The organism is uncultured Sphingomonas sp. (genome assembly GCF_913778135.1).
In the GTDB taxonomy this organism is placed as follows: domain Bacteria; phylum Pseudomonadota; class Alphaproteobacteria; order Sphingomonadales; family Sphingomonadaceae; genus Sphingomonas.
Map to the genome: position 1 here is coordinate 1 of NZ_CAJYVU010000200.1, position 19,330 is coordinate 19,330.

Genomic DNA, 19,330 nt, shown 5'->3' on the forward strand with positions numbered 1-19,330 from the left:
CATGACGCTTCTCCGATGATGGCGGCTAGGATAGTCGAGCGATGGTGACGCGGCAATGACGGTGGGCGGCGCGATGGTCGTAGTCTGGCGATCAGCCGGCGCGTGGCAGCGTCGCTTCGTCGAAGCCGAGTCCGCTCACGAACGTGTTCCATTGTTCGATCGGCAAGGCGCCGCCGGTCGCCTGCGCGTGACCGTTGCCGAAGCGACCGTCGGCGCCATCGGGTCGGTGCCCGGCGAGGAAGGCGAGCAGGTCGCGGCCGCTCGCCGACCGTGCGGCGAAATGGACCCAGCCGGGGCGGTAGCCGCTGTTGGCGGCGATCACGACCTTGTCCTTCAACCGCCCGCGCCACTGCTGCGCGATCAATGGGTGAATCTGGCACGGTGAGGAGAACAGGATCAGTGCGACATCGCCGACCACGCGCGGGGCGAGGCGGCGCGCGGCCTCAACCTCCGTGCGGACTTCTGCCTTTGCCGCGACCAAGGCGGCCGCGTCAGCGCTGCCTCCCTTGGTGATGACCTTCGGCCCGTCCGCCTTCAGCAGCAGGCGCAGTGCGGGTGATGCGTCGGCCGTTGCGGTGCGCCGCGGCGCGTTGACGAGCGAGGTCGCGTCGCGCAGCGCGGTCTTGCCCCAGCGTTGCTGCGCCTCGGCGAGTTCGGGAAAAGCATCCTCGGGCGCCATGTCGCCGATCAGGCCGAGTGCAGCGAGCCATTGCAGCTCGCTCTGATCGCCGATGGCGGCGGCGGCCCACCACGCGATCAGCGCGCTGGTGGGTTCGGGATCGAGTTCGTGGCCGCTCAGTGTCACGCCGTCGGGCGGCGTGCCGGTCGGCCGGTGATGGTCGATCGTCAGCGTCGGCACGCCTGCAAGAACGGGGTCGTCGCGGGTGCCGAGATCGGTGACGATCAGGCCAGCGGGAGACATAGCGCGTAGTCGATCGGCGAATGAGGCATCCCACGGCGTCTCGCCCTTGCCGACGATCGCCGCCTCGGCATCGCGCCCGCCCGCCCGCAGCGCGCGCAGGAGGATCGCCGCCGCTGCCAGACCGTCGGCGTCGAAGTGACCGGCGACGACGATTCGACCATCTGGCACATCGTCGAGGAAGCGGGCCATGCCCGCGCGCGCATCGGCACGAGGGTCATCATTGGTGAGGGAACCGATCATGGCGGCAGAACCGCCAGCGGCAGCGGAGGTTCACGCGCGGTGGAGCGTGAAGCGGGTCATCTCCGATGGTCGTCCGAGGCGAAGCGCGAAGCCGGGCCACAGGCCAGTGCCATTGCTGACGTAAAGCGTCATGTCGCCGATGCGGTAGGCGCCTGACACGAAACCTCCGTTCGCGGGTTCGAGCAGCTTCGCCATGCCGGCGATCATCCCGCCGTGGGTGTGCCCCGATAATTGCAGCGCCGCGCCCGCGGCGGCCGCCGCGCGTGCGTTGCGCGGTTGATGGTCGAGCAGGATGATCGGCGCTGCAGGGGGTGCACCCGCCAGCGCGGCGGCGAGGTCGGGGCCTGCCTGGCCCGCGCCACGTGCCGAGGCATCGGTCACGCCCGCGATCACCAGCGTGGCGCCCTCGCGCCGCAGCACGGTGTGCACATTCGGTAGCATGCTAATGCCCAGGCCGGTCAGGTGGCGCATCCAGTCGGCGTAATCGAAAAAATACTCGTGATTGCCCGGAACGGCCCATACGCCGTCGGGCGCGCGCAAGTCGGCGAGCGGCGCTACGTCGGCGAGACGCATCGCGACCGAGCCGTCGATGAAGTCGCCCGTGACGACGATCGCGTCCGCACCCGATGCGTTGGCGCGCGCGACGAGGGCGCTCGCCCATCGCGCGGTGAACAGCCGGCTGAGATGCAGATCGGTGAGCTGCAGGAGCCGGTAGCCCTCGAACGCCGCCGGCAGATTCGGGATCGCGACCGCGACATCCTTGACCGGTGGAACGCGGGACGCGTTTGCAACGCCCATCGCGGCCAGCACCACCGCGAGCACGGCGGCTGCGTAGCGCGCCATATCCGGCATCGCCCAAGCGCCGCGCTTCACCAACCAGCCGATCACGCTTGCCACGTCGAGGGCAAGCTGGAGTACGGCCAGCAGCAGGATCGCGCCGAACGCCCAGTTGAACAGCAGCACGATGTGGCGTGGAAACTCGGGGGCGAACACCGAACCCGACGAGAGCCGGCTCCATAGATGATATTGCGATGCCAACAGCAGCAGCAATGCGCTGGCGAGCTTCCACTCGACGGGGAGCGATAGCGGGATCAGCCAGCGCGCGATGACAATGAGGCTGGGGATCGAGAAGAACAGGTGAAAGACGGCGCTACTCCTCGCCCAACAACGCGTGCGCGTCAGCCTTTGCGGCTCACCCGCAGGTGAGCTTCACGATCCGGCCGCCCGCGTCGATTTCGATGTTCAGGCGATCGACGCGGTAGTCCATCGTCAGCATGTCGCCGGTCGCGTAGCGGCGGACGGTGCGCGCGCCGCTCAGCCGCTGCGACTCGGCTTGCGCGGTGTCGGCAGGCTGCCCGAGGAAGCGTTGCACCGCTTCGGCGTTGCACGTCTCAGCGGAGGAGGCGGCGACCTCCGCGTTCTTGGGCGCGCACGCCGTCACCGTCACGGCCGCGATCAGCAGGGCGGCGCGCATCATTCCGCCGCCTCCGCGCGGGTCATCTTCAACCGACCGCCGGTCACCGCGAACGCCATCCGGCCCTCGACCAGGTCGAGCGCGTCGCGGCCGAACTGGTCGAAGCGCCAGCCCTCAAGGATCGACAGACCGCTGCGCGCGCCGGCCGCAAGTGCTTCGAGGTCGTCCGAGCGCGCGAGCAACCGCGGGGCCACGTCGATGTCGCGCGCGCGGATCTTGAGCAGCAGCTTCAAGAGGTCGGCGACGAGCGCGCCGTCCTTGCCGAGCCCCGGCTTGCGATCGTCGCGGGCGGGCATCTCGTCGGCCGGAAGCGGACGAGCATGCTCGATCGCCGCCATCAGCCGCGCGCCGATCTCGTTCGAGGCCCAGGTCTGCGACAGGCCGCGCACCTTGGCGAGGTCGGCTTGGCGGCGCGGCGGGTGGCCGGCGAGGTCACCGAGCGTCTCGTCCTTGACGATGCGGCCGCGCGGCAGGTCCTTGCCCTGCGCTTCCAGCTCGCGCCAGCGCGCGATCGCCTTCAACCGCCCGAGCACGTCGGCCTTGCGGCTGGCGACGCGCACGCGCTTCCACGCGAGATCGGGGTCATTGGCGTAGTTCGCTGGATCGGCGAGCCGCTCCATTTCCTGATCGAGCCATGCGCCACGCCCGGTCTTCTTCAATCGTTCCAGCATCTTGGGGAAGATGCGTGACAGATGCGTCACGTCGCCGATGGCGTAATCGACCTGGCGATCATCGAGCGGGCGCCTGGACCAGTCGGTGAACCGCGCGCCCTTGTCGACCTGGATACCGAGCCAGCTGTCGACCAAGTTCGAGTAACCGATCTGCTCACCCTGACCGAGCGCCATCGCCGCCACCTGCGTGTCGAACAGCGGATGCGGGGTGCGGCCGGTGAGATTGTAGATGATCTCGATATCCTGCCCGCCGGCGTGGAAGACCTTGAGCACATCCTCGTTCTCGGTCAGCAACTCGAGCAGCGGCGTCATGTCGAGCCCGGGCGCCTTGGGGTCGATCGCGGCGGCTTCCTCGGTGTCCGCGATCTGAATCAGGCAGAGCTCGGGGTAATAGGTGCTCTCGCGCATAAATTCGGTGTCGACGGTCACGAAGGGCGCATCGGCGAGGCGGGCGCACAGGTTCGCGAGCGTGGCGCTATCGGTAATCAGGGGATGAACGTGCATATGCCGCGGGTCATAGCGGGGCTGCGCCAGCTTGACAAAGCGTGGTTGGAAGGGGAGGGCGCGCGAGTTATCGGCCGAGTACGAAACGTACCCGCCAGCCGCCACCAATCCCGGTCTCGCCGGGGTGACGATCAAGAGACCCGCTCATGCACGCCTATCGCTCGCACACCTGCGCCCAACTGACCGCCGAGAACGATGGCGAGACCGTCCGCCTGTCGGGCTGGGTGCATCGCAAGCGCGACCATGGCGGGGTGCTGTTCGTCGACTTGCGCGACCATTACGGCATCACGCAGATCGTTGCGGACACCGACAGCCCGGTGCTGGCGCTGCTCGACGGGCTTCGCGTCGAGTCGGTGGTAACGATCGACGGCAATGTGAAGCGGCGGTCGGAGGCAACGGTGAACCCAAATCTCGCGACCGGCGAGATCGAGGTCTATGCGCGCGCCGCGACCGTGCAGAGCCACGCTGCCGAGCTGCCGATGCCCGTGTTCGGCGACGCCGAATATCCGGAGGAGATCCGGCTGCGGAACCGCTTCCTCGATCTGCGCCGCGAGAAGCTGCACGCCAACATCATGCTGCGCTCGAGCGTGATCGCGTCGATCCGCCGCCGCATGGTCGACCAGGGCTTCACCGAGTTCCAGACGCCGATCCTGACGGCTTCGTCGCCCGAGGGCGCGCGCGATTATCTCGTCCCCAGCCGCGTCCATCCGGGCAAGTTCTACGCGCTGCCGCAGGCGCCGCAGATGTTCAAGCAGCTGCTGATGGTCGCCGGATTTGACCGCTATTTCCAGATCGCACCGTGCTTCCGCGACGAGGACGCGCGCGCCGATCGCTCGCCGGGCGAGTTCTACCAGCTCGATTTCGAGATGAGCTACGTCACGCAGGAGGACGTGTTCCAGGCGATCGAGCCGGTGCTGCACGGCGTGTTCGAGGAGTTTGCAAACTGGCAGGGCAAGGGGCGCACCGTCTCCGCACTGCCGTTCAAGCGCATCCCGTACCGCGAATCGATGCTGAAATACGGCAACGACAAGCCCGACCTGCGCAATCCGCTGATCATCGCGGACGTGTCGGAGCAGTTCGTCGGGTCCGGCTTCGGCCGCTTCGCCTCGATCGTCGAGGCGGGCGATGTGGTGCGCGCGATCCCGGCACCGGGTACGCACGAGAAGAGCCGCAAGTTCTTCGACGACATGAACGCCTGGGCGCAGGGCGAGGGGTTCGCCGGGCTCGGCTACGCCACGCGCAAGAACGGCGAGTGGGGCGGGCCGATCGCCAAGAATCACGGTGAGGACAAGATGTCGGCGATGGCCGACGCGCTCGGGCTCGGGCCGAACGACGGCCTGTTCTTTGCCGCCGGCAAGGAAGCGCAGGCCGCGAAGCTCGCCGGGCTGGCGCGCACGCGCGTTGCCGATCAGCTCGGCCTGATCGACCAGAACCGTTTCGAATTCTGCTGGATCGTCGACTTCCCGATGTTCGAGTATGACGAGGACAACAAGAAGGTCGATTTCAGCCACAACCCGTTCTCGATGCCGCAGGGCGAGATGGAGGCGCTTGAGACGAAGGACCCGCTCGACATCCTCGCCTATCAGTACGACATCGTCTGCAACGGCGTGGAGCTGTCGTCCGGTGCGATCCGCAACCATCGCCCCGACATCATGTACAAGGCGTTCGAGATCGCGGGCTACAGCCAGGCTGACGTCGACACGAACTTCGCGGGCATGATCAACGCGTTCAAATACGGCGCGCCGCCGCACGGCGGATCGGCGCCGGGCATCGACCGCATCGTCATGCTGCTGGCGGACGAGCCGAACATTCGCGAAGTCATCGTCTTTCCGATGACCCAGAAGGCGGAGGACCTGATGATGGGTGCGCCCAACTACGCGACGCCCAAGCAGCTGCGCGAGCTGAACCTGCGCGTGACGGTCGACGGGCCCAAGGCAGACGTCGACGCTGCGGTCAGCAAGCGCGCTGGCTGATTGGCGCTGAGGGGCTGGCACCCCCTCGTTAACCATGTAAGAAGCCCGCGCCATTAAGGCGGGGGTCGATGCCAAAAGAACAGCTTTCATCGGCGCCGCCGGTGCCGCTCGCGCGCAGCCTGAGCGTGGCGGGCGTGCTGTTCCTGACGCTGTCGGTCACGACGCCGGCGTCGTCGGTGTTCGTGATCGTGCCGGGCATGTTGCAGGTCGCGGGCACCGGCGCGATCTGGGCGACGATCATCGCCGGGCTGGTGTGCGTCGCCACCGCCTATATCTACGCCGAGCTGTCATCCGCCTGGCCGGTCGCGGGTGGCGAGTACGTCATGGTCGCGCACACGCTCGGGCCGATGGCGGGCTTCGTGATGCTGGGCGTCAACGTGTTCAACAACCTGATCTTCTTGCCGGTCGCGGGGCTGGGTATCCGCGAGGTGCTGGTCGGCGTGATCCCTGCGCTGCCGCAAGTGCCGACTGCGATTATAGTGGTGGGGGCGTGCACGCTGATTGGGTTGCTCAACATTCGCGTCAACGCGCTCGTAACCGGGCTCTTCCTGTTGATCGAGGTGGCGGCGCTGCTCGCAGTCACGGCGTTCGGTCTCGTCGATGTACAGCGCAACCCGGTGGAGTTCCTCGTCGCGCCGATGATGGCTGTGGGGCAGGGGCTCGCGCCTGCATCGCTGACGTCGATCGGCGTTGCTGCCTCGATCGCGATCTTCGCCTTTAACGGCTACGGCGCGGCGGTGTATTTCGGCGAGGAGATGCATGAGGCGCCGCATCGGATCGCGCGCTCGATCATGCTGGCGCTGGTGTTCACGCTTGTGCTGGAGGGCGTGCCGCTTCTCGCCGCGCTGATGGGGGCGGTGGACCTCCGCGCGATGCTCACGTCGTCCAACCCGTTCGGCGATCTGGTGACTGCGATGACGGGAGAGCGTGCCGGGCAGGCGATGGCGCTGGGCGTCGCGCTGGCGATCGTCAACGCGATCATCGCGTGGGTGCTCGCCTGCGCGCGCTTCTTCTACGGCACCGCGCGCGATGGGTCGTGGGGGCGGCCGCTCGATCGCTGGATGAGCGCGATCCATCCGCGTTGGGGATCGCCGTGGCTCGGCACCCTGATGGTCGGTAGCGTTGGCATGGTTCTATGTTTCCTGCCGCTGCGCTTGCTGGAGGTGTGGAGCGGGGCGGGGCTGATCGCGATCTACGCCGGCATCGCGGTCGCTGCGATGGTCGGCCGGAGATCGGGCGCGTCGCGTCACGCGACCTACCGCATGCCGCTCTATCCGCTCGCGCCGGTTGTGACGCTGATCGCGCTTGCCCTGATCACGGTCGCGACATGGCAGGATGTGGCAGAAGGGCGACCGGCGATCATCGCCACGATTGTGCAGATCGTCATAGCCGCGGCCTATTACCTGCTCGTGCTCAAACGGCGACGGTGGCAGGCAAAGGTGCCGATCGCCTGAACGACCGGCACCGGTAGGTGTCAGGCGGGCTCAAACGCGCCTTCGCCGTCCTGCATCACGCGAAGCTGGCCCTCGGCGATGCCGAACCACGCGCCGCGCAGTTTCAGATCGCCCGCATCCTCGCGTTCCTTGACGAAGGGGAAGGTGCGCAGGTTCTTGATCGATGAGCGGATGCCCTCCCACTCGATCGCGGTCTGCGCCTCGGGGCCGGTGCCCTTTTCCGCGACGACCTTCTCACGCGCGTCGTCGAGCAGGCTGATCCAGTCGGCAACGAAACCGCCCGCGCCCTTCTCGGCATCCTTGAACCCCTGCGACAAGGCCGCCGCGCAGCCGCCGCACGAAGCGTGGCCCATGATCAGGATCTCGCCGACCTTGAGCTGCGTCACCGCGAACTCGAGCGCCGCCGACACGCCGTGATAGCCGCCGCCGGTCTCGAACGGCGGCACCAGATTGGCGACGTTGCGGATGACGAACAACTCGCCGGGCTTGGCATCGAAGATCTGCGTGGGGTCGACGCGGCTGTCGGAGCAGGCGATCACCAGCACCTTGGGCTTCTGCCCCTTGGACAGCGTCTCCCACTCGGCCTTTTCCTGCTCCCAGTCCTCGTTGCGGAAGCGGTGATAACCCTCGATCAGGCCGGCAACATCCCTTGGCATTCTGTAGCTCCTACGTTGTTTCAACACTCAGACGACGCTATCTCGCACCGCATGAACGACAGTAATTCGCTTCTGGCTCCCACCACTGCGCCGATCCGGGCGCGCAAGCCGGACTGGATCCGCGTCAAGGCACCGACCTCGACCGGCTTCGCCGAAACCAAGCAGCTGATGCGGCGCCTCAACCTCGCCACCGTGTGCGAGGAGGCGGCGTGCCCCAACATCGGCGAATGCTGGACCAAGAAGCATGCGACCGTGATGATCCTGGGCGACACGTGCACGCGCGCGTGCGCGTTCTGCAACGTCAAGACCGGTATGCCGCGCGCGGTCGACCCGCTCGAGCCCGAGCATGTCGCAGTGGCGGCGGCGGAGATGGGATTGCAGCATATCGTCATCACCTCGGTCGATCGCGACGACTTGCCCGATGGCGGCGCGTCGCAGTTCGTGAAGGTGATTCAGGCTCTCCGCCGCAACACGCCGTCGACGACGATCGAGATCCTGACACCCGACTTCCGCAACAAGGCGCAGGCCGCGGTCGAGTCAATCGTCGAGGCGCGGCCAGACGTGTATAATCACAATCTGGAAACCGTACCCCGCCTCTACCCGACGATCCGCCCCGGTGCGCGTTACTACGCCTCGCTCAGGTTGCTGGAGAGCGTGAAGCGGCACGACCCGTCGATCTTCACCAAGTCGGGCGTGATGATGGGGCTGGGCGAGGAGCGGCTGGAGGTTCATCAGGTGATGGACGACATGCGTTCGGCCGACATCGATTTCCTGACGATGGGCCAGTATCTGCAGCCCACGCCCAAGCACGCCAAGGTGGCCGACTTCGTCACGCCCAAGGCATTCGATGCCTATGCCGCGATTGCGCGCGCCAAGGGGTTCCTGCTGGTCGCCTCATCGCCGCTGACGCGGTCGAGTTACCACGCCGGCGACGATTTCGCGAAGCTGCGGGCCGCGCGCGAGGCGAAGCTGGCGCGCGCCTGATGCCGAAGCATTCCGAGACGCGCGCGCTGCCGTACACCCCTGAGCAGATGTTCGACATGGTGGCGGACGTGCGCCGCTACCCCGAGTTCCTGCCCTGGGTGACGGCGATGCGCGTGCGGCAGGACAGCGAGACCGAGACGGTCGCCGACATGATCGTCGGCTTCAAGGGTTTGCGCGAGACGTTCACGTCGCGCGTGAAAAAGCAGCGGCCCGAGGCGATCCATGTCGAATATGTCGATGGACCGCTCAAGTACCTCTACAACGACTGGCGTTTTCGCGAAGATGGGAAGGGCGGCTGCTTCGTCGATTTCACAGTCGATTTCGCGTTCAAGAACCGGATGTTTGAGATGCTGGCGGGGCAGGTGTTCTCGGTTGCGCTGCGTAAGATGATCGGCGCGTTCGAGACGCGCGCGGCGGTACTCTATTCGGCCTCCACCGCAGGTCCTGGCAGCAGCAGTTCGAGCGCGCACAGCGCCGCCTGAAGCCGGACGCCCCCGCGTCCGATATCGCCGAAGAACTTGCGATCGGCGATGACGTCGGCGGGATCGCCGCCGCGCTCGGCGCGCGCGAAGACGACGGTGCCGACGGGCTTCTTCTCGCTGCCGCCGCCCGGCCCCGCGACCCCGGTGATCGCGACCGCCACGTCGGCGCCCGATTTGGCGAGTGCACCCTGCGCCATGCTCCACGCGGTCGCGATCGACACCGCGCCAAAGGTGTCGAGCACGTCGCGGCTGACCCCCAGCATCGCGATCTTCGCCTCATTGGAATAGGTGACGAAGCCCGACTCGAACACGGCCGACGAGCCCGCGATCTCGGTCAGCGCGGCGGACACCAGCCCGCCGGTGCAGCTCTCCGCTACCGCGACGCAGCGCTTCGCCGCGCGGTTTTCCTCCACCACCCGGCGTGCGGCGGCGAGCAGTTCGGCGGGAAGCACGCTGTCGCTGTGGCCGTCGCTCATTGCGCAGCCTTTGCAGCGCAAATCGGCAGATCGGGCGCATCGCGCATCGCGCCGCGCGCGTGCTCGGCCTTGATGTACTGGAGCGTGGCGACGACGATGCCGGCTGTGTTGCGCGCCGGCAGCGGCTCGAGCAGCGTAACGAGGCGGTCGAGCGTCGGGCAGTCGCGCGGCTGAAGACGCCCGGTGATCTGCGGCGCGAACAGGCTGGTCAGCATCGGACGAGCATAGTCGCTCATAAGCAGCAGTTCCACCGAGGGATCGCTCAGCTTCGCGATCGCCTGTCTCGCCGCGGGCCAGGCGCGATCGGCCTCGGCGTCGTATTTGGCGAGGAACGGCCCCGATGTCCGCCGCAGCAGGCTGGTCGCGGGCAGCGCGGCGCAGACACGGCCGGCGTCGCGGATGATCGCGGGCATACTGACCAGCGCGATCGATTCGGCTTCCGACTGATTCAGGCACGGCGTCTGCGCGGCGGCTGGTGCCGCGACCAGCGACAGCGCGGCTGCAAGTGCGAACGCCCGGCTCATGCAGGCGTGCCCGGCAATTGACCGGGGAGTTGAATCGTCGCGATCGCTTGCGCCGCGATGCCCTCGCCGCGACCGGTGAAGCCGAGCCGCTCGGTTGTGGTCGCCTTCACGCTGACGCGGTCGACCGGCAGATCGAGCAGTTCGCCAATCCGCGCCTGCATCGCTGCGCGGTGTGGCCCAATCTTCGGCGCCTCGCACATGATCGTCAGGTCGACGAAGGTGACGCGACCGCCGCGTGCCTCTACCAGTTCACGCGCGTGCGACAGGAACTGCCCCGACTCGGCACCCTTCCACTTTGGATCGCTTGGCGGGAAGTGCGTGCCGATGTCGCCAGCGGCGATCGTGCCGAGCACCGCGTCGGTGATCGCGTGGAGCGCCACGTCGGCATCGCTATGCCCGGACAGACCCTGATGATGCGGAATCAGGACGCCACCGAGCCACAGTTCCTCGCCATCCTCCAGCCGGTGGACGTCGAAGCCGCTGGCCGAACGCGTTTCATAGCCGATCCGCGCTTCCGCGGCGGCGAAGTCGGCGGGGTAAGTGACCTTGTCGAGCATCTGGTCGCCCTGCACCAGCGCGACGCTGCCGCCAAGCGCACGCACCATCTGCGCGTCGTCGGTGGGCGCGTTCCCTGACCAGGCGTGGTGCGCGCGCAACAGCGTGGCGCGGCGGAATGCCTGCGGCGTCTGGACACGTCGCAGCGGCTCGCGCGCGACCAGCGTGCCGTCGATATGGACCAGCGTATCCGCAACCGGGAGCACCGGCACCACGCCGTCGTGATGATCGAGCGAGTCTAGCAGGCGGTCGATGGTGCCGGCAGGAACGAACGGACGTGCCGCGTCATGGACCAGCACGACATCAGCGTCCGCGCAGGCGGCCAGTCCTGCCGCGACCGACTCGTGCCGCTCCGTTCCGCCATACGTGAAGCGTGCGCCCGGAAGTGCCTCATGCAGATAGGTGTCCTGCTCGCGGCCGATTACGACGAGTACCTCGTTCATGCGCGGATGGTCCGCGAACGCGCGGTAACTCCAGACCAGCATCGGTTTCCCTGCAACGGTGCTGAACTGCTTGGGCCCGGCCTGGCCCGAGCGCGAGCCGGTTCCGGCGGCAACGATGATCGCGACGGTCTTCATCGCCGACGCGACTAGTCGCATGTCCGCGACCTTGCCACCCATGCGCCAAAGGATTACTGCCTAAATAACAGGCACCATGCAGAAACTCACCCCTATCCAGATCGGTCCGGTGCGGATCGAGCAGCCCGTCGTGCTCGCGCCGATGACCGGTGTGACCGACCAGCCGTTTCGCACGCTCGTCCGCCGCTACGGCTCGGGGCTGAACGTGACCGAAATGATCGCGAGCCAGGCCGCAATCCGCGAGACGCGGCAGTCGCTGCAAAAGGCGATGTGGCATCTGTCCGAGGAGCCGGTGTCGATGCAGCTCGTCGGCTGCGCGCCGTACGAGATGGGCGAGGCCGCCAAGCTTGCGCGCGACAAGGGCGCGGCGATCATCGACATCAACATGGGCTGCCCGGTGCGCAAGGTCACCAACGGCGACGCGGGCTCCGCGCTGATGCGCGATCTGGTGCTCGCGCGCTCGATCATCGAGGGCGTGGTGAAGGCCGTCGAGGTGCCGGTCACGCTCAAGATGCGAATGGGCTGGTGTCACGACAGCCTGAACGCGCCCGAACTGGCGCGGATCGCGGAAGACCTCGGCATCCGCATGGTCACCGTCCACGGTCGCACGCGCAACCAGATGTACAAGGGCGCGGCCGATTGGCGGTTCATTCGCCGGGTGAAGGACGCGGTCTCGATCCCGGTCATCGCCAATGGTGACATCTGCTCGATCGAGGACGCTGAGGCCGCGCTGGAGCAATCGGGCGCAGACGGCATCATGGTCGGGCGCGGTGCTTACGGGCGCCCATGGCTGCTGGGACAGTTGATGACGTGGTTTGCGGAGGGACGCCGTGTGCCTGATCCATCGCTCGACGAACAATACCATGTGATCGCAGAGCATTACGACGCGATGCTCGAACATTATGGCACCGTTACCGGCGTCAACATGGCGCGCAAGCACATCGGCTGGTACACCAAGGGGATCGACGGGTCGGCGGTGTTCCGCAACCGGGTCAACCAGGAACCTGACGCGAAACGGGTGAAGACGATGCTGCGCGAGTTCTACGCGCCCTATCTGTCCCTCGCCGCGGCGTGATGCTGGCGCGAAGCCAGCCGAGTGACGCCGATCTGATCGCGGCCTTGCCGGTGGCGATGCTGACGCTGGATGGCGACGATCGCGTCGCGCAGGTAAATGCCGAAGGCGAGGCGCTGCTCAACATGTCGCAGCGCGCGCTCATCGGGCAGCGGCTGGGTGACGTGCTGACGTGCCCCGGCGGCTTGCCACGGCGAAGCGGACAGGCGGCTGCGTTCTTCGACACGACGGTCACGACGCGTCAGGGTCTCGCGCTGCGCGTCGACATGATCGAGGCGGAGGTGCCGGACCATCCCGGCTGGCGCGTCCTGACGCTGCACCACGCCGCCCCGTCGCGGCGGCTCGGGCAGACCAACGATCGTGCCGCGGCGGCACGCTCCGCCGTCGGAGCGGCCGCCATGTTGGCGCACGAGATAAAGAACCCGCTGTCGAGCATTCGCGGTGCAGCACAATTGATCGCTTCAGGAGCAGCGCCCGCCGAGCTCTGCGCCCTGGTCATCAAGGAGGTCGATCGCGTGGTCGCGCTGATCGACCGGATGGAGGATTTCACCGACACACGGCCACGCGAGACGGAGCCGATCAACATCTATCCGCTGCTGGCGCACGCGCGCGACGTGGCGCTGGCGGGGTTCGCACGCGGGATTACGGTCGAGGAACGCTACGATCCGTCGTTGCCGCTTGCGCTGGGGAACCACGACGCCTTGTTGCAGGTGATGCTCAACCTGCTCAAGAACGCGGCAGCCGCGTTGGGACAGATTGGCGAAAGACGGATCACACTGGCAACCGCGTACCGCCACGGAATCACGGTGTTGGCCAAGGACGGCGAGACCCGAGTCGCGCTGCCGATCGAGATCTGCGTGATCGACAGTGGTCCTGGCGCGCCGGACGACATCGCCGAACATCTGTTCGACCCGTTCGTGTCGAGCCGACCGGAGGGCAAGGGGCTCGGCCTGGCCCTCGTCGACAAGCTGATCCGCGACATGGGTGGCCTCGTGCAATATTCGCGCGAGGGCACGCCGAACGCGACGGTGTTTCGCATCCTGCTGCCGCGGGCTGCGTAATGGCAGCGGCCGACATCCTGCTGGTCGACGACGATGACGCGATCCGGCTGGTGGTCGCTCAGGCACTGCGCCGCGCAGGGCACAACGTGCGCACTGCGACCTGTCTGGCGGAGCTCGACCGCGAGATGCGCGCGAAGCTGCCCGATGCGCTGATCACCGACGTGGTCCTGCCCGATGGCGACGGGATCGATCACGCGTCCAAAATCGTCACCGAACATGCGCGCCTTCCGATCGTCGTTCTATCCGCGCGCAACACGTTGACGACGGCGGTGCGCGCGACCGAGGCAGGCACCTACGACTATCTGCCCAAGCCGTTCGATTTGGACACGCTGACGCGCACCGTCGCGGCTGCGCTAGCACGGCAGAACGGGGCGGATGCGCCGGCAAGCGCAGAAGCGGATGCGTCACTGCCGCTGATCGGTCGCTCGCCCGCGATGCAGGAGGTCTATCGCATCATCGCGCGCGTGGTGTCGAACGATCTGACGGTGCTGGTGTCGGGCGAGTCGGGGACGGGCAAGGAACTGGTCGCGCGTGCGATCCACGATCTCGGGCCGCGCCGCGCAGGGCCGTTCGTGGCAATCAACATGGCAGCGATCCCGCGCGAGCTGATCGAGGCCGAGCTGTTCGGGCACGAACGCGGTGCCTTCACCGGCGCGGCGCAGCGGACCGCCGGTCGGTTCGAGCAGGCGGCCGGCGGAACGCTGTTCCTCGATGAAATTGGCGACATGCCGCGCGATGCGCAGACGCGGCTGCTGCGGGTGCTGCAATCGGGCGAGTTCACCACAGTCGGCGGTACCCGAGCGATCCGCGCCGAGGTGCGCATCGTTGCCGCGACCAACCGAGATCTGCGCGATGCGATCGCGGACGGGCAATTCCGCGAGGATCTGTTCTATCGGTTGAACGTGGTGCCGATTTCGTTGCCGGCGTTACGTGAGCGGCGCGGCGACATCGCCGAGCTCGCGCGTCATTTCCTCGAGGGTGCGGCCCGCGACGGCCTGCCGCACAAGACGCTTGACGCTGACGGGGCGGCCGAGTTGGAGGCGTTCTCCTGGCCGGGCAACGTTCGTGAGCTGGAAAACCTGATGCGCCGCCTGGCGGCATTGTCGCGCGACGACCGCATCACGGCCACCGAGATCAGAAATGTGCTGGGTGCGACCACCCTCAACGAGGGCAGCCGCGATCTTGACCTTGATCAGGCAGTCACCGCGATGATCGAGCAGTTGGCGTCCAGCGAACCCCGCGCGCTGGAGGACGGTACCCTGCATGCGCGACTGGTTGCGGCGGTTGAGCGGCCGATGATCGAGGCGATGCTGCGGCGGCACGGCGGCAATCAGCTACGCGCGGCGCGTGCGATCGGTCTCAACCGCAATACGCTGCGTAAGCGGCTCGACCTGCTTGGCATCGATCCCGAGGCTGGTCCGACGGCGGTTTAGCCTCCATTCACCGAAATATGTGTTTTCCATGCAACAGTGATGGTGTAGCGCGCCGGTGATGCATGCCGGCGCACAGCCCGCTTCTCCCTCGATGACCGCTCCGGCGCGCAGGCTGTCGGTGACTCCGGCGGTCGAATTGGGCGTGCTCGCCGCGGTGGTCGCGATCGCGCTAGCCAGTTACTTCATCGTCCGTGGCGAGGGTGATCCAAAGGGTTTGCTCGCACCACCGGTGATCGCGCTAGTCCTCGTCGCCAATCTGGCGGGCGGAATCGCGCTGATGATGCTCGCGGGCCGTCGCATCGCGCGTCGCCGCGCGGCGCGCTCTCCGGTCGGTGGGGAGGGTCGGCTCCACGTCAGGCTCGTGTTGCTGTTCTCGGCCGTGGCCGCGGTCCCCGCGCTGCTGGTGACGATCTTCGCCTCGCTGCTGTTCCAATATGGTGTGCAATTCTGGTATTCCGACCGTGCGCGCAGCATGTTCGAGAATGCGGCGAGCCTGGCGCAGGAGAATTACACCAGCGAACTCAACCGCGTGGCGCAGGAGACTGCGACCATGTCGAGCGATTTGGCCAACTATCTGCGCACCGACACGATCGACAGCAAACGATTCAGCGAAGGTCTCGCCTACCAGCTGTATCTGCGCAATCTCTCCGAGGCAGCGATCGTTAGCCGGGGCGATGATGGGGAGCTGCGTACGCTGGCATTGCTCAACCCGTATGATCGCCCGCTGGATCGTGTCGTGACGCCTCAGATGGTCGCGAAGCTGGATCGTGGCAGACCGACGGTGATCGTTCAGGGGGCGGACCGCGCGGGTGCGCTGACCAGACTCGACTATCAATCCAACACCTATCTCTATTCCGCGCGCGTGTTCGATCCGCAGTTGTCGGCGCAGATCGACCGCGGGGCGGCGGTGCTGGGCGATTATCGCCAACTGCTGGAACGTGCGCGCTCGCTCCAGCTGCGCTTCAATGCGGCGCTGTTGATCATCTCGCTGCTGATCGTCGCGTTCGCGGTGTGGATTGCCTTGCAGGTTGCGGATCGGCTGGTGCGACCGGTCGGTGAACTGGTGGAGGCAGCGCGGCGGGTCGCGAACGGCGATCTCGCCGCGCGCGTGCCCGACACGCTCGAGCGCGATGAGGTCGGTGTTTTGTCTAATGCCTTCAACGCGATGACATCGCGGCTGGAGACGCAGAATACCGCGCTCGTCACCGCCAACACGCAGTTGGAGAGTCGACGCGCGCTGATCGAGGCGGTGATGTCGGGCGTGTCGGCGGGCGTGTTGTCGATCGCGGACGACCGCACGATCCGGCTCGCCAACAGCTCTGCGCGTACGTTGCTGGGGCTGGAGGACTCACCGATCGGGCGGCCGCTGGCGAGTGTCGCCCCCGAGCTCGACCAGATGCTCTCCGACGACGCGCGCGAGGGCGCAGTGCAAGTGTCGGTCGCGGGCGAGCAGCGCACCTTCGCGGCCCGCGTTGCACGCGACGGGTCAGGCCCGATCATCACCTTCGACGACATCACCCAGCAGCTGACCGATCAGCGTCGCGCGGCCTGGGCCGACGTGGCGCGCCGCATCGCGCACGAGATCAAGAACCCGCTGACACCGATCCAGCTCGCGGCCGAGCGCCTGCAACGCCGCTACGGCAGCAAGGTGGAGGAGGGGGACACTACCTTCGCACGCCTGACCGATACGATCGTGCGTCAGGTGGGCGACCTGCGGCGGATGGTGGACGAATTCTCGTCGTTCGCGCGCATGCCGAAGCCCCTGTTCCGCCACGAGGCACTGCTCGACATCGCACGGCAGACGATGTTTTTGCACGAAGTCGCGCACCCGCGCATCCGCTTCACGCTCACGCACGACGATCCAGCACCGACGCTGGTGTGCGATCGCCGCCAGCTGGGACAGGCGCTGACCAACGTGGTCAAGAACGCGGTCGAGGCAGTGGAGGCGTCGGGACGCGACGACGCGGCGATCACGATGCGGCTGAACAGCGACGATCAGCGCGTGACGATCAGCGTCGCGGACACGGGCGTCGGCCTGCCGGCGGAGCGCGAGCGGATCGTCGAGCCGTACATGACGACGCGCGCGCGCGGAACGGGGCTAGGTTTGGCCATCGTCAAGAAGATCGTCGAGGAGCATCATGGATCGATCACGTTCGACGATCGTCCGGGTGGCGGCACGATCGTGACGCTGGCGTTCGAACCTGCGCTGCTCGAACCGCTGGCGCTCGACGACGATCAAGATAATTCAGACGACGATCGCACGATCGCCGCTTTGACCAGGAGCCGGAATTAAACGCATGGCGATCGACATCCTCGTCGTCGATGACGAACTCGACATCCGTGAACTCGTGGCCGGTGTGCTTGAAGACGAGGGCTATGACACGCGCGTTGCCGCCGACAGCGACAGCGCGCTGGAGGCGATCGCGACGCGGCGCCCGAGCCTCGTGCTGCTCGACGTATGGCTGCAGGGGTCGCGGCTCGACGGCCTCGAACTGCTCGACGAAATCAAGCATCGTGATCCCTCGATCCCGGTGCTGGTAATTTCCGGACACGGCACGCTCGACACCGCAGTCGCGGCCATCCGCAAGGGTGCGGCCGACTTCATCGAGAAGCCGTTCCAGGCCGAGCGACTGCTGTTGATGGTCGAGCGCGCGACCGAGACCGAGCGGCTGCGCGCCGAGGTCGCATCGTTGCGTGCTGCGGTGGGCAGGGCCGTCGACCTGACCGGCAACTCGACCGCGATCAACGCGGTGCGCGCGACGCTGAAGCGCGTGGCGGGGACAGGCAGTCGCACGCTGATCATGGGACCGGCTGGCGTGGGCAAAGAGGTTGCCGCGCGGCTGCTGCACGGCTGGAGCCAGCGCGCGCACGCCAACTTCGTCCTGATGAGTGCGGCCGGCATGGCGCCCGAGCGCGTTGAGGAGGAACTGTTCGGGGTCGAGGAGCATGGCGACCTGAAGCGGACCGGGCTGCTGGAACAGGCACACGGCGGAACGCTGTTCCTCGATGAAATCGCTGACATGCCGATGGCGACGCAGGCGCGTATCCTGCGCGTCCTGACCGACCAGAGCTTCACGCGTGTTGGGGGCACGCGCGTCGTCAAGGTCGACATCCGCGTCGTCTCGGCCACCGCACGCGACCTTCCGGTGGAAATCGCGGAAGGACGCTTTCGCGAGGACCTATACTACCGCCTGAACGTCGTGCCGGTCGTCATCCCTTCGCTCGCCGAGCGGCGCGAGGATATTCCGCCGCTGGTCGAGCATTTCGTCGCGCACTATGCCGCCGAGCGACGCGTCGCCGTGCCGCAGATCGCGACCGAGGCGATGGTGGCGCTGCAATCCTACGACTGGCCGGGCAATGTGCGGGAACTGCGCAACGTCGTCGAGCGCACGATCATCCTCGCCCCGGGTAACCGGATCGGGCGGATCGACGTCGACTTGCTGCCGGCCGAGGTGCTGGGCGACCAAGGATCCGGGGCGGGCAGCAGCGCGATCATGGGGGCGCCGCTGCGCGAGGCGCGCGAGACGTTCGAGCGCGAGTATCTGCGCGTCCAGATCCGGCGGTTCTCCGGCAACATCTCGCGCACTGCCAGCTTCATCGGAATGGAACGCTCGGCGCTGCATCGCAAGTTGAAGCTGCTGGGGATCACCGAGACGCGCGACGAGTGAGTGTCGGCGTAGTAAATCCGTGTCAGGCACTGGACGTGGACCAACGCGTTACATAGCTTCTGAATCGATCACGGACGCAATGCCGACGCCGGGCACCGGCGCATCGCGGGGAACCTCCCGCCAAGAAAATGGACTGACACATGGCCGACAAGCAGACCTCGCTACAGGACCTGTTCCTTAATTCGCTGCGCAAGTCGAAGACACCAGTAACGATGTTCCTCGTCAAAGGGGTCAAGCTGCAGGGAATTGTGACCTGGTTCGACAATTTCTCGGTGCTGCTGCGACGTGATGGCCAGTCGCAATTGATCTACAAGCATGCGATTTCCACGATCATGCCAGCCGGGCAGATCGACGTGGAAGGGATCGTCGGATCTTTGGGAGAAAGCTCCCGCAAGCAGCCGTTGTTGCAGGACATTTTCCTCAATGCCGTGCGAAAGTCGGAAGACCCGGTGACGATGTTCCTTGTCAACGGGGTGATGCTGCAAGGCGCGATCGCGGCGTTCGACCTGTTCTGCATGCTGCTCCAGCGCGATGGCATGTCGCAGCTCGTCTACAAGCACGCCGTGTCGACGATCCAGCCGTCGCGACCGCTCAACCTTGCCG

18 protein-coding genes are annotated in these 19,330 nt (G+C 66.7%); 10 read left to right on the top strand and 8 right to left on the bottom strand.

Annotated features, from left to right (window positions below):
- Positions 1 to 91: 91 nt before the first annotated feature.
- The 4 genes from QZ847_RS16710 to rnd form a co-directional block, all read right to left on the bottom strand.
- A complete protein-coding gene (locus tag QZ847_RS16710; protein WP_294358788.1) occupies positions 92 to 1,111 on the bottom strand; it encodes a phosphoesterase in 1,020 nt (339 codons plus the stop codon).
- An 81-nt stretch (positions 1,112 to 1,192) separates the two neighbouring features.
- Entirely contained in the window at positions 1,193 to 2,200 is a 1,008-nt protein-coding gene (locus tag QZ847_RS16715) for a metallophosphoesterase (RefSeq protein ID WP_294358791.1), read from the bottom strand.
- Positions 2,201 to 2,354: 154 nt separating this feature from the next.
- Positions 2,355 to 2,639, bottom strand: coding sequence for an I78 family peptidase inhibitor (locus tag QZ847_RS16720; protein WP_294358794.1), 285 nt, complete (start codon positions 2,637 to 2,639; stop codon positions 2,355 to 2,357).
- The gene (gene rnd / locus QZ847_RS16725; protein ID WP_093002636.1) at positions 2,636 to 3,811 is read right to left on the bottom strand and encodes a ribonuclease D; all 1,176 of its coding nucleotides are present in this window, start codon (positions 3,809 to 3,811) and stop codon (positions 2,636 to 2,638) included. Before rnd ends, QZ847_RS16720 begins: the two co-directional genes overlap by 4 nt.
- Before the next feature lie 146 nt (positions 3,812 to 3,957).
- On the opposite strand from rnd, the gene aspS reads away from it, so the two are divergent.
- Together aspS and QZ847_RS16735 are read left to right on the top strand one after the other, a co-directional pair.
- Entirely contained in the window at positions 3,958 to 5,784 is a 1,827-nt protein-coding gene (gene aspS, locus QZ847_RS16730; RefSeq protein WP_294358800.1) for an aspartate--tRNA ligase, read from the top strand.
- A gap of 68 nt (positions 5,785 to 5,852) precedes the next feature.
- Positions 5,853 to 7,238, top strand: a complete 1,386-nt coding sequence (locus QZ847_RS16735) for an APC family permease (RefSeq protein ID WP_294358803.1) — start codon at positions 5,853 to 5,855, stop codon at positions 7,236 to 7,238.
- A 20-nt stretch (positions 7,239 to 7,258) separates the two neighbouring features.
- On the opposite strand, the gene QZ847_RS16740 is transcribed toward QZ847_RS16735, so the two are convergent.
- On the bottom strand, positions 7,259 to 7,894 hold the full coding sequence (locus QZ847_RS16740; RefSeq protein WP_294358808.1) for a carbonic anhydrase: 636 nt from the start codon (positions 7,892 to 7,894) through the stop codon (positions 7,259 to 7,261).
- 51 nt (positions 7,895 to 7,945) lie between these two features.
- Between QZ847_RS16740 and lipA the strand changes: the two genes are divergently transcribed.
- Together lipA and QZ847_RS16750 are read left to right on the top strand one after the other, a co-directional pair.
- Positions 7,946 to 8,878 carry a lipoyl synthase gene (gene lipA, locus QZ847_RS16745; protein ID WP_294192755.1) on the top strand — a complete coding sequence of 311 codons (933 nt, stop codon included), beginning with the start codon at positions 7,946 to 7,948 and terminating at the stop codon, positions 8,876 to 8,878.
- A complete protein-coding gene (locus tag QZ847_RS16750; RefSeq protein WP_294358811.1) occupies positions 8,878 to 9,360 on the top strand; it encodes a type II toxin-antitoxin system RatA family toxin in 483 nt (160 codons plus the stop codon). Before lipA ends, QZ847_RS16750 begins: the two co-directional genes overlap by 1 nt.
- On the opposite strand, the gene QZ847_RS16755 is transcribed toward QZ847_RS16750, so the two are convergent.
- The 3 genes from QZ847_RS16755 to QZ847_RS16765 are packed head-to-tail and all read right to left on the bottom strand — an operon-like array spanning position 9,300 to position 11,535.
- The gene (locus QZ847_RS16755) at positions 9,300 to 9,836 is read right to left on the bottom strand and encodes a CinA family protein (protein WP_093002626.1); all 537 of its coding nucleotides are present in this window, start codon (positions 9,834 to 9,836) and stop codon (positions 9,300 to 9,302) included. The two genes, QZ847_RS16750 and QZ847_RS16755, sit on opposite strands and share 61 nt — an antisense overlap.
- Positions 9,833 to 10,360: a hypothetical protein gene (locus QZ847_RS16760; RefSeq protein ID WP_294358821.1), complete on the bottom strand. Its 528-nt coding sequence runs from the start codon at positions 10,358 to 10,360 to the stop codon at positions 9,833 to 9,835. The genes QZ847_RS16755 and QZ847_RS16760 overlap by 4 nt, the downstream gene beginning before the upstream one ends.
- Positions 10,357 to 11,535, bottom strand: a complete 1,179-nt coding sequence (locus QZ847_RS16765; RefSeq protein WP_294358823.1) for a bifunctional 2-C-methyl-D-erythritol 4-phosphate cytidylyltransferase/2-C-methyl-D-erythritol 2,4-cyclodiphosphate synthase — start codon at positions 11,533 to 11,535, stop codon at positions 10,357 to 10,359. Before QZ847_RS16765 ends, QZ847_RS16760 begins: the two co-directional genes overlap by 4 nt.
- Before the next feature lie 34 nt (positions 11,536 to 11,569).
- Here QZ847_RS16765 and dusB point away from each other — a divergent pair, with 34 nt between their 5' ends.
- From dusB to hfq, 6 genes are all read left to right on the top strand, one after another.
- Positions 11,570 to 12,568 (top strand): tRNA dihydrouridine synthase DusB, encoded by a 999-nt coding sequence (gene dusB, locus QZ847_RS16770; RefSeq protein WP_294358826.1) that lies wholly within the window; start codon positions 11,570 to 11,572, stop codon positions 12,566 to 12,568.
- The gene (locus QZ847_RS16775; protein ID WP_294358832.1) at positions 12,568 to 13,626 is read left to right on the top strand and encodes an ATP-binding protein; all 1,059 of its coding nucleotides are present in this window, start codon (positions 12,568 to 12,570) and stop codon (positions 13,624 to 13,626) included. The genes dusB and QZ847_RS16775 overlap by 1 nt, the downstream gene beginning before the upstream one ends.
- Positions 13,626 to 15,059, top strand: coding sequence for a nitrogen regulation protein NR(I) (gene ntrC, locus QZ847_RS16780; protein ID WP_294358835.1), 1,434 nt, complete (start codon positions 13,626 to 13,628; stop codon positions 15,057 to 15,059). The genes QZ847_RS16775 and ntrC overlap by 1 nt, the downstream gene beginning before the upstream one ends.
- Before the next feature lie 91 nt (positions 15,060 to 15,150).
- Positions 15,151 to 17,352 carry an ATP-binding protein gene (locus tag QZ847_RS16785; protein WP_294358838.1) on the top strand — a complete coding sequence of 734 codons (2,202 nt, stop codon included), beginning with the start codon at positions 15,151 to 15,153 and terminating at the stop codon, positions 17,350 to 17,352.
- Positions 17,353 to 17,356: 4 nt separating this feature from the next.
- On the top strand, positions 17,357 to 18,727 hold the full coding sequence (locus tag QZ847_RS16790) for a sigma-54 dependent transcriptional regulator (RefSeq protein ID WP_294358840.1): 1,371 nt from the start codon (positions 17,357 to 17,359) through the stop codon (positions 18,725 to 18,727).
- Between the two features lie 140 nt (positions 18,728 to 18,867).
- A partial coding sequence (gene hfq, locus QZ847_RS16795) for an RNA chaperone Hfq (RefSeq protein ID WP_294358844.1) occupies positions 18,868 to 19,330 on the top strand: 463 nt, incomplete at its 3' end.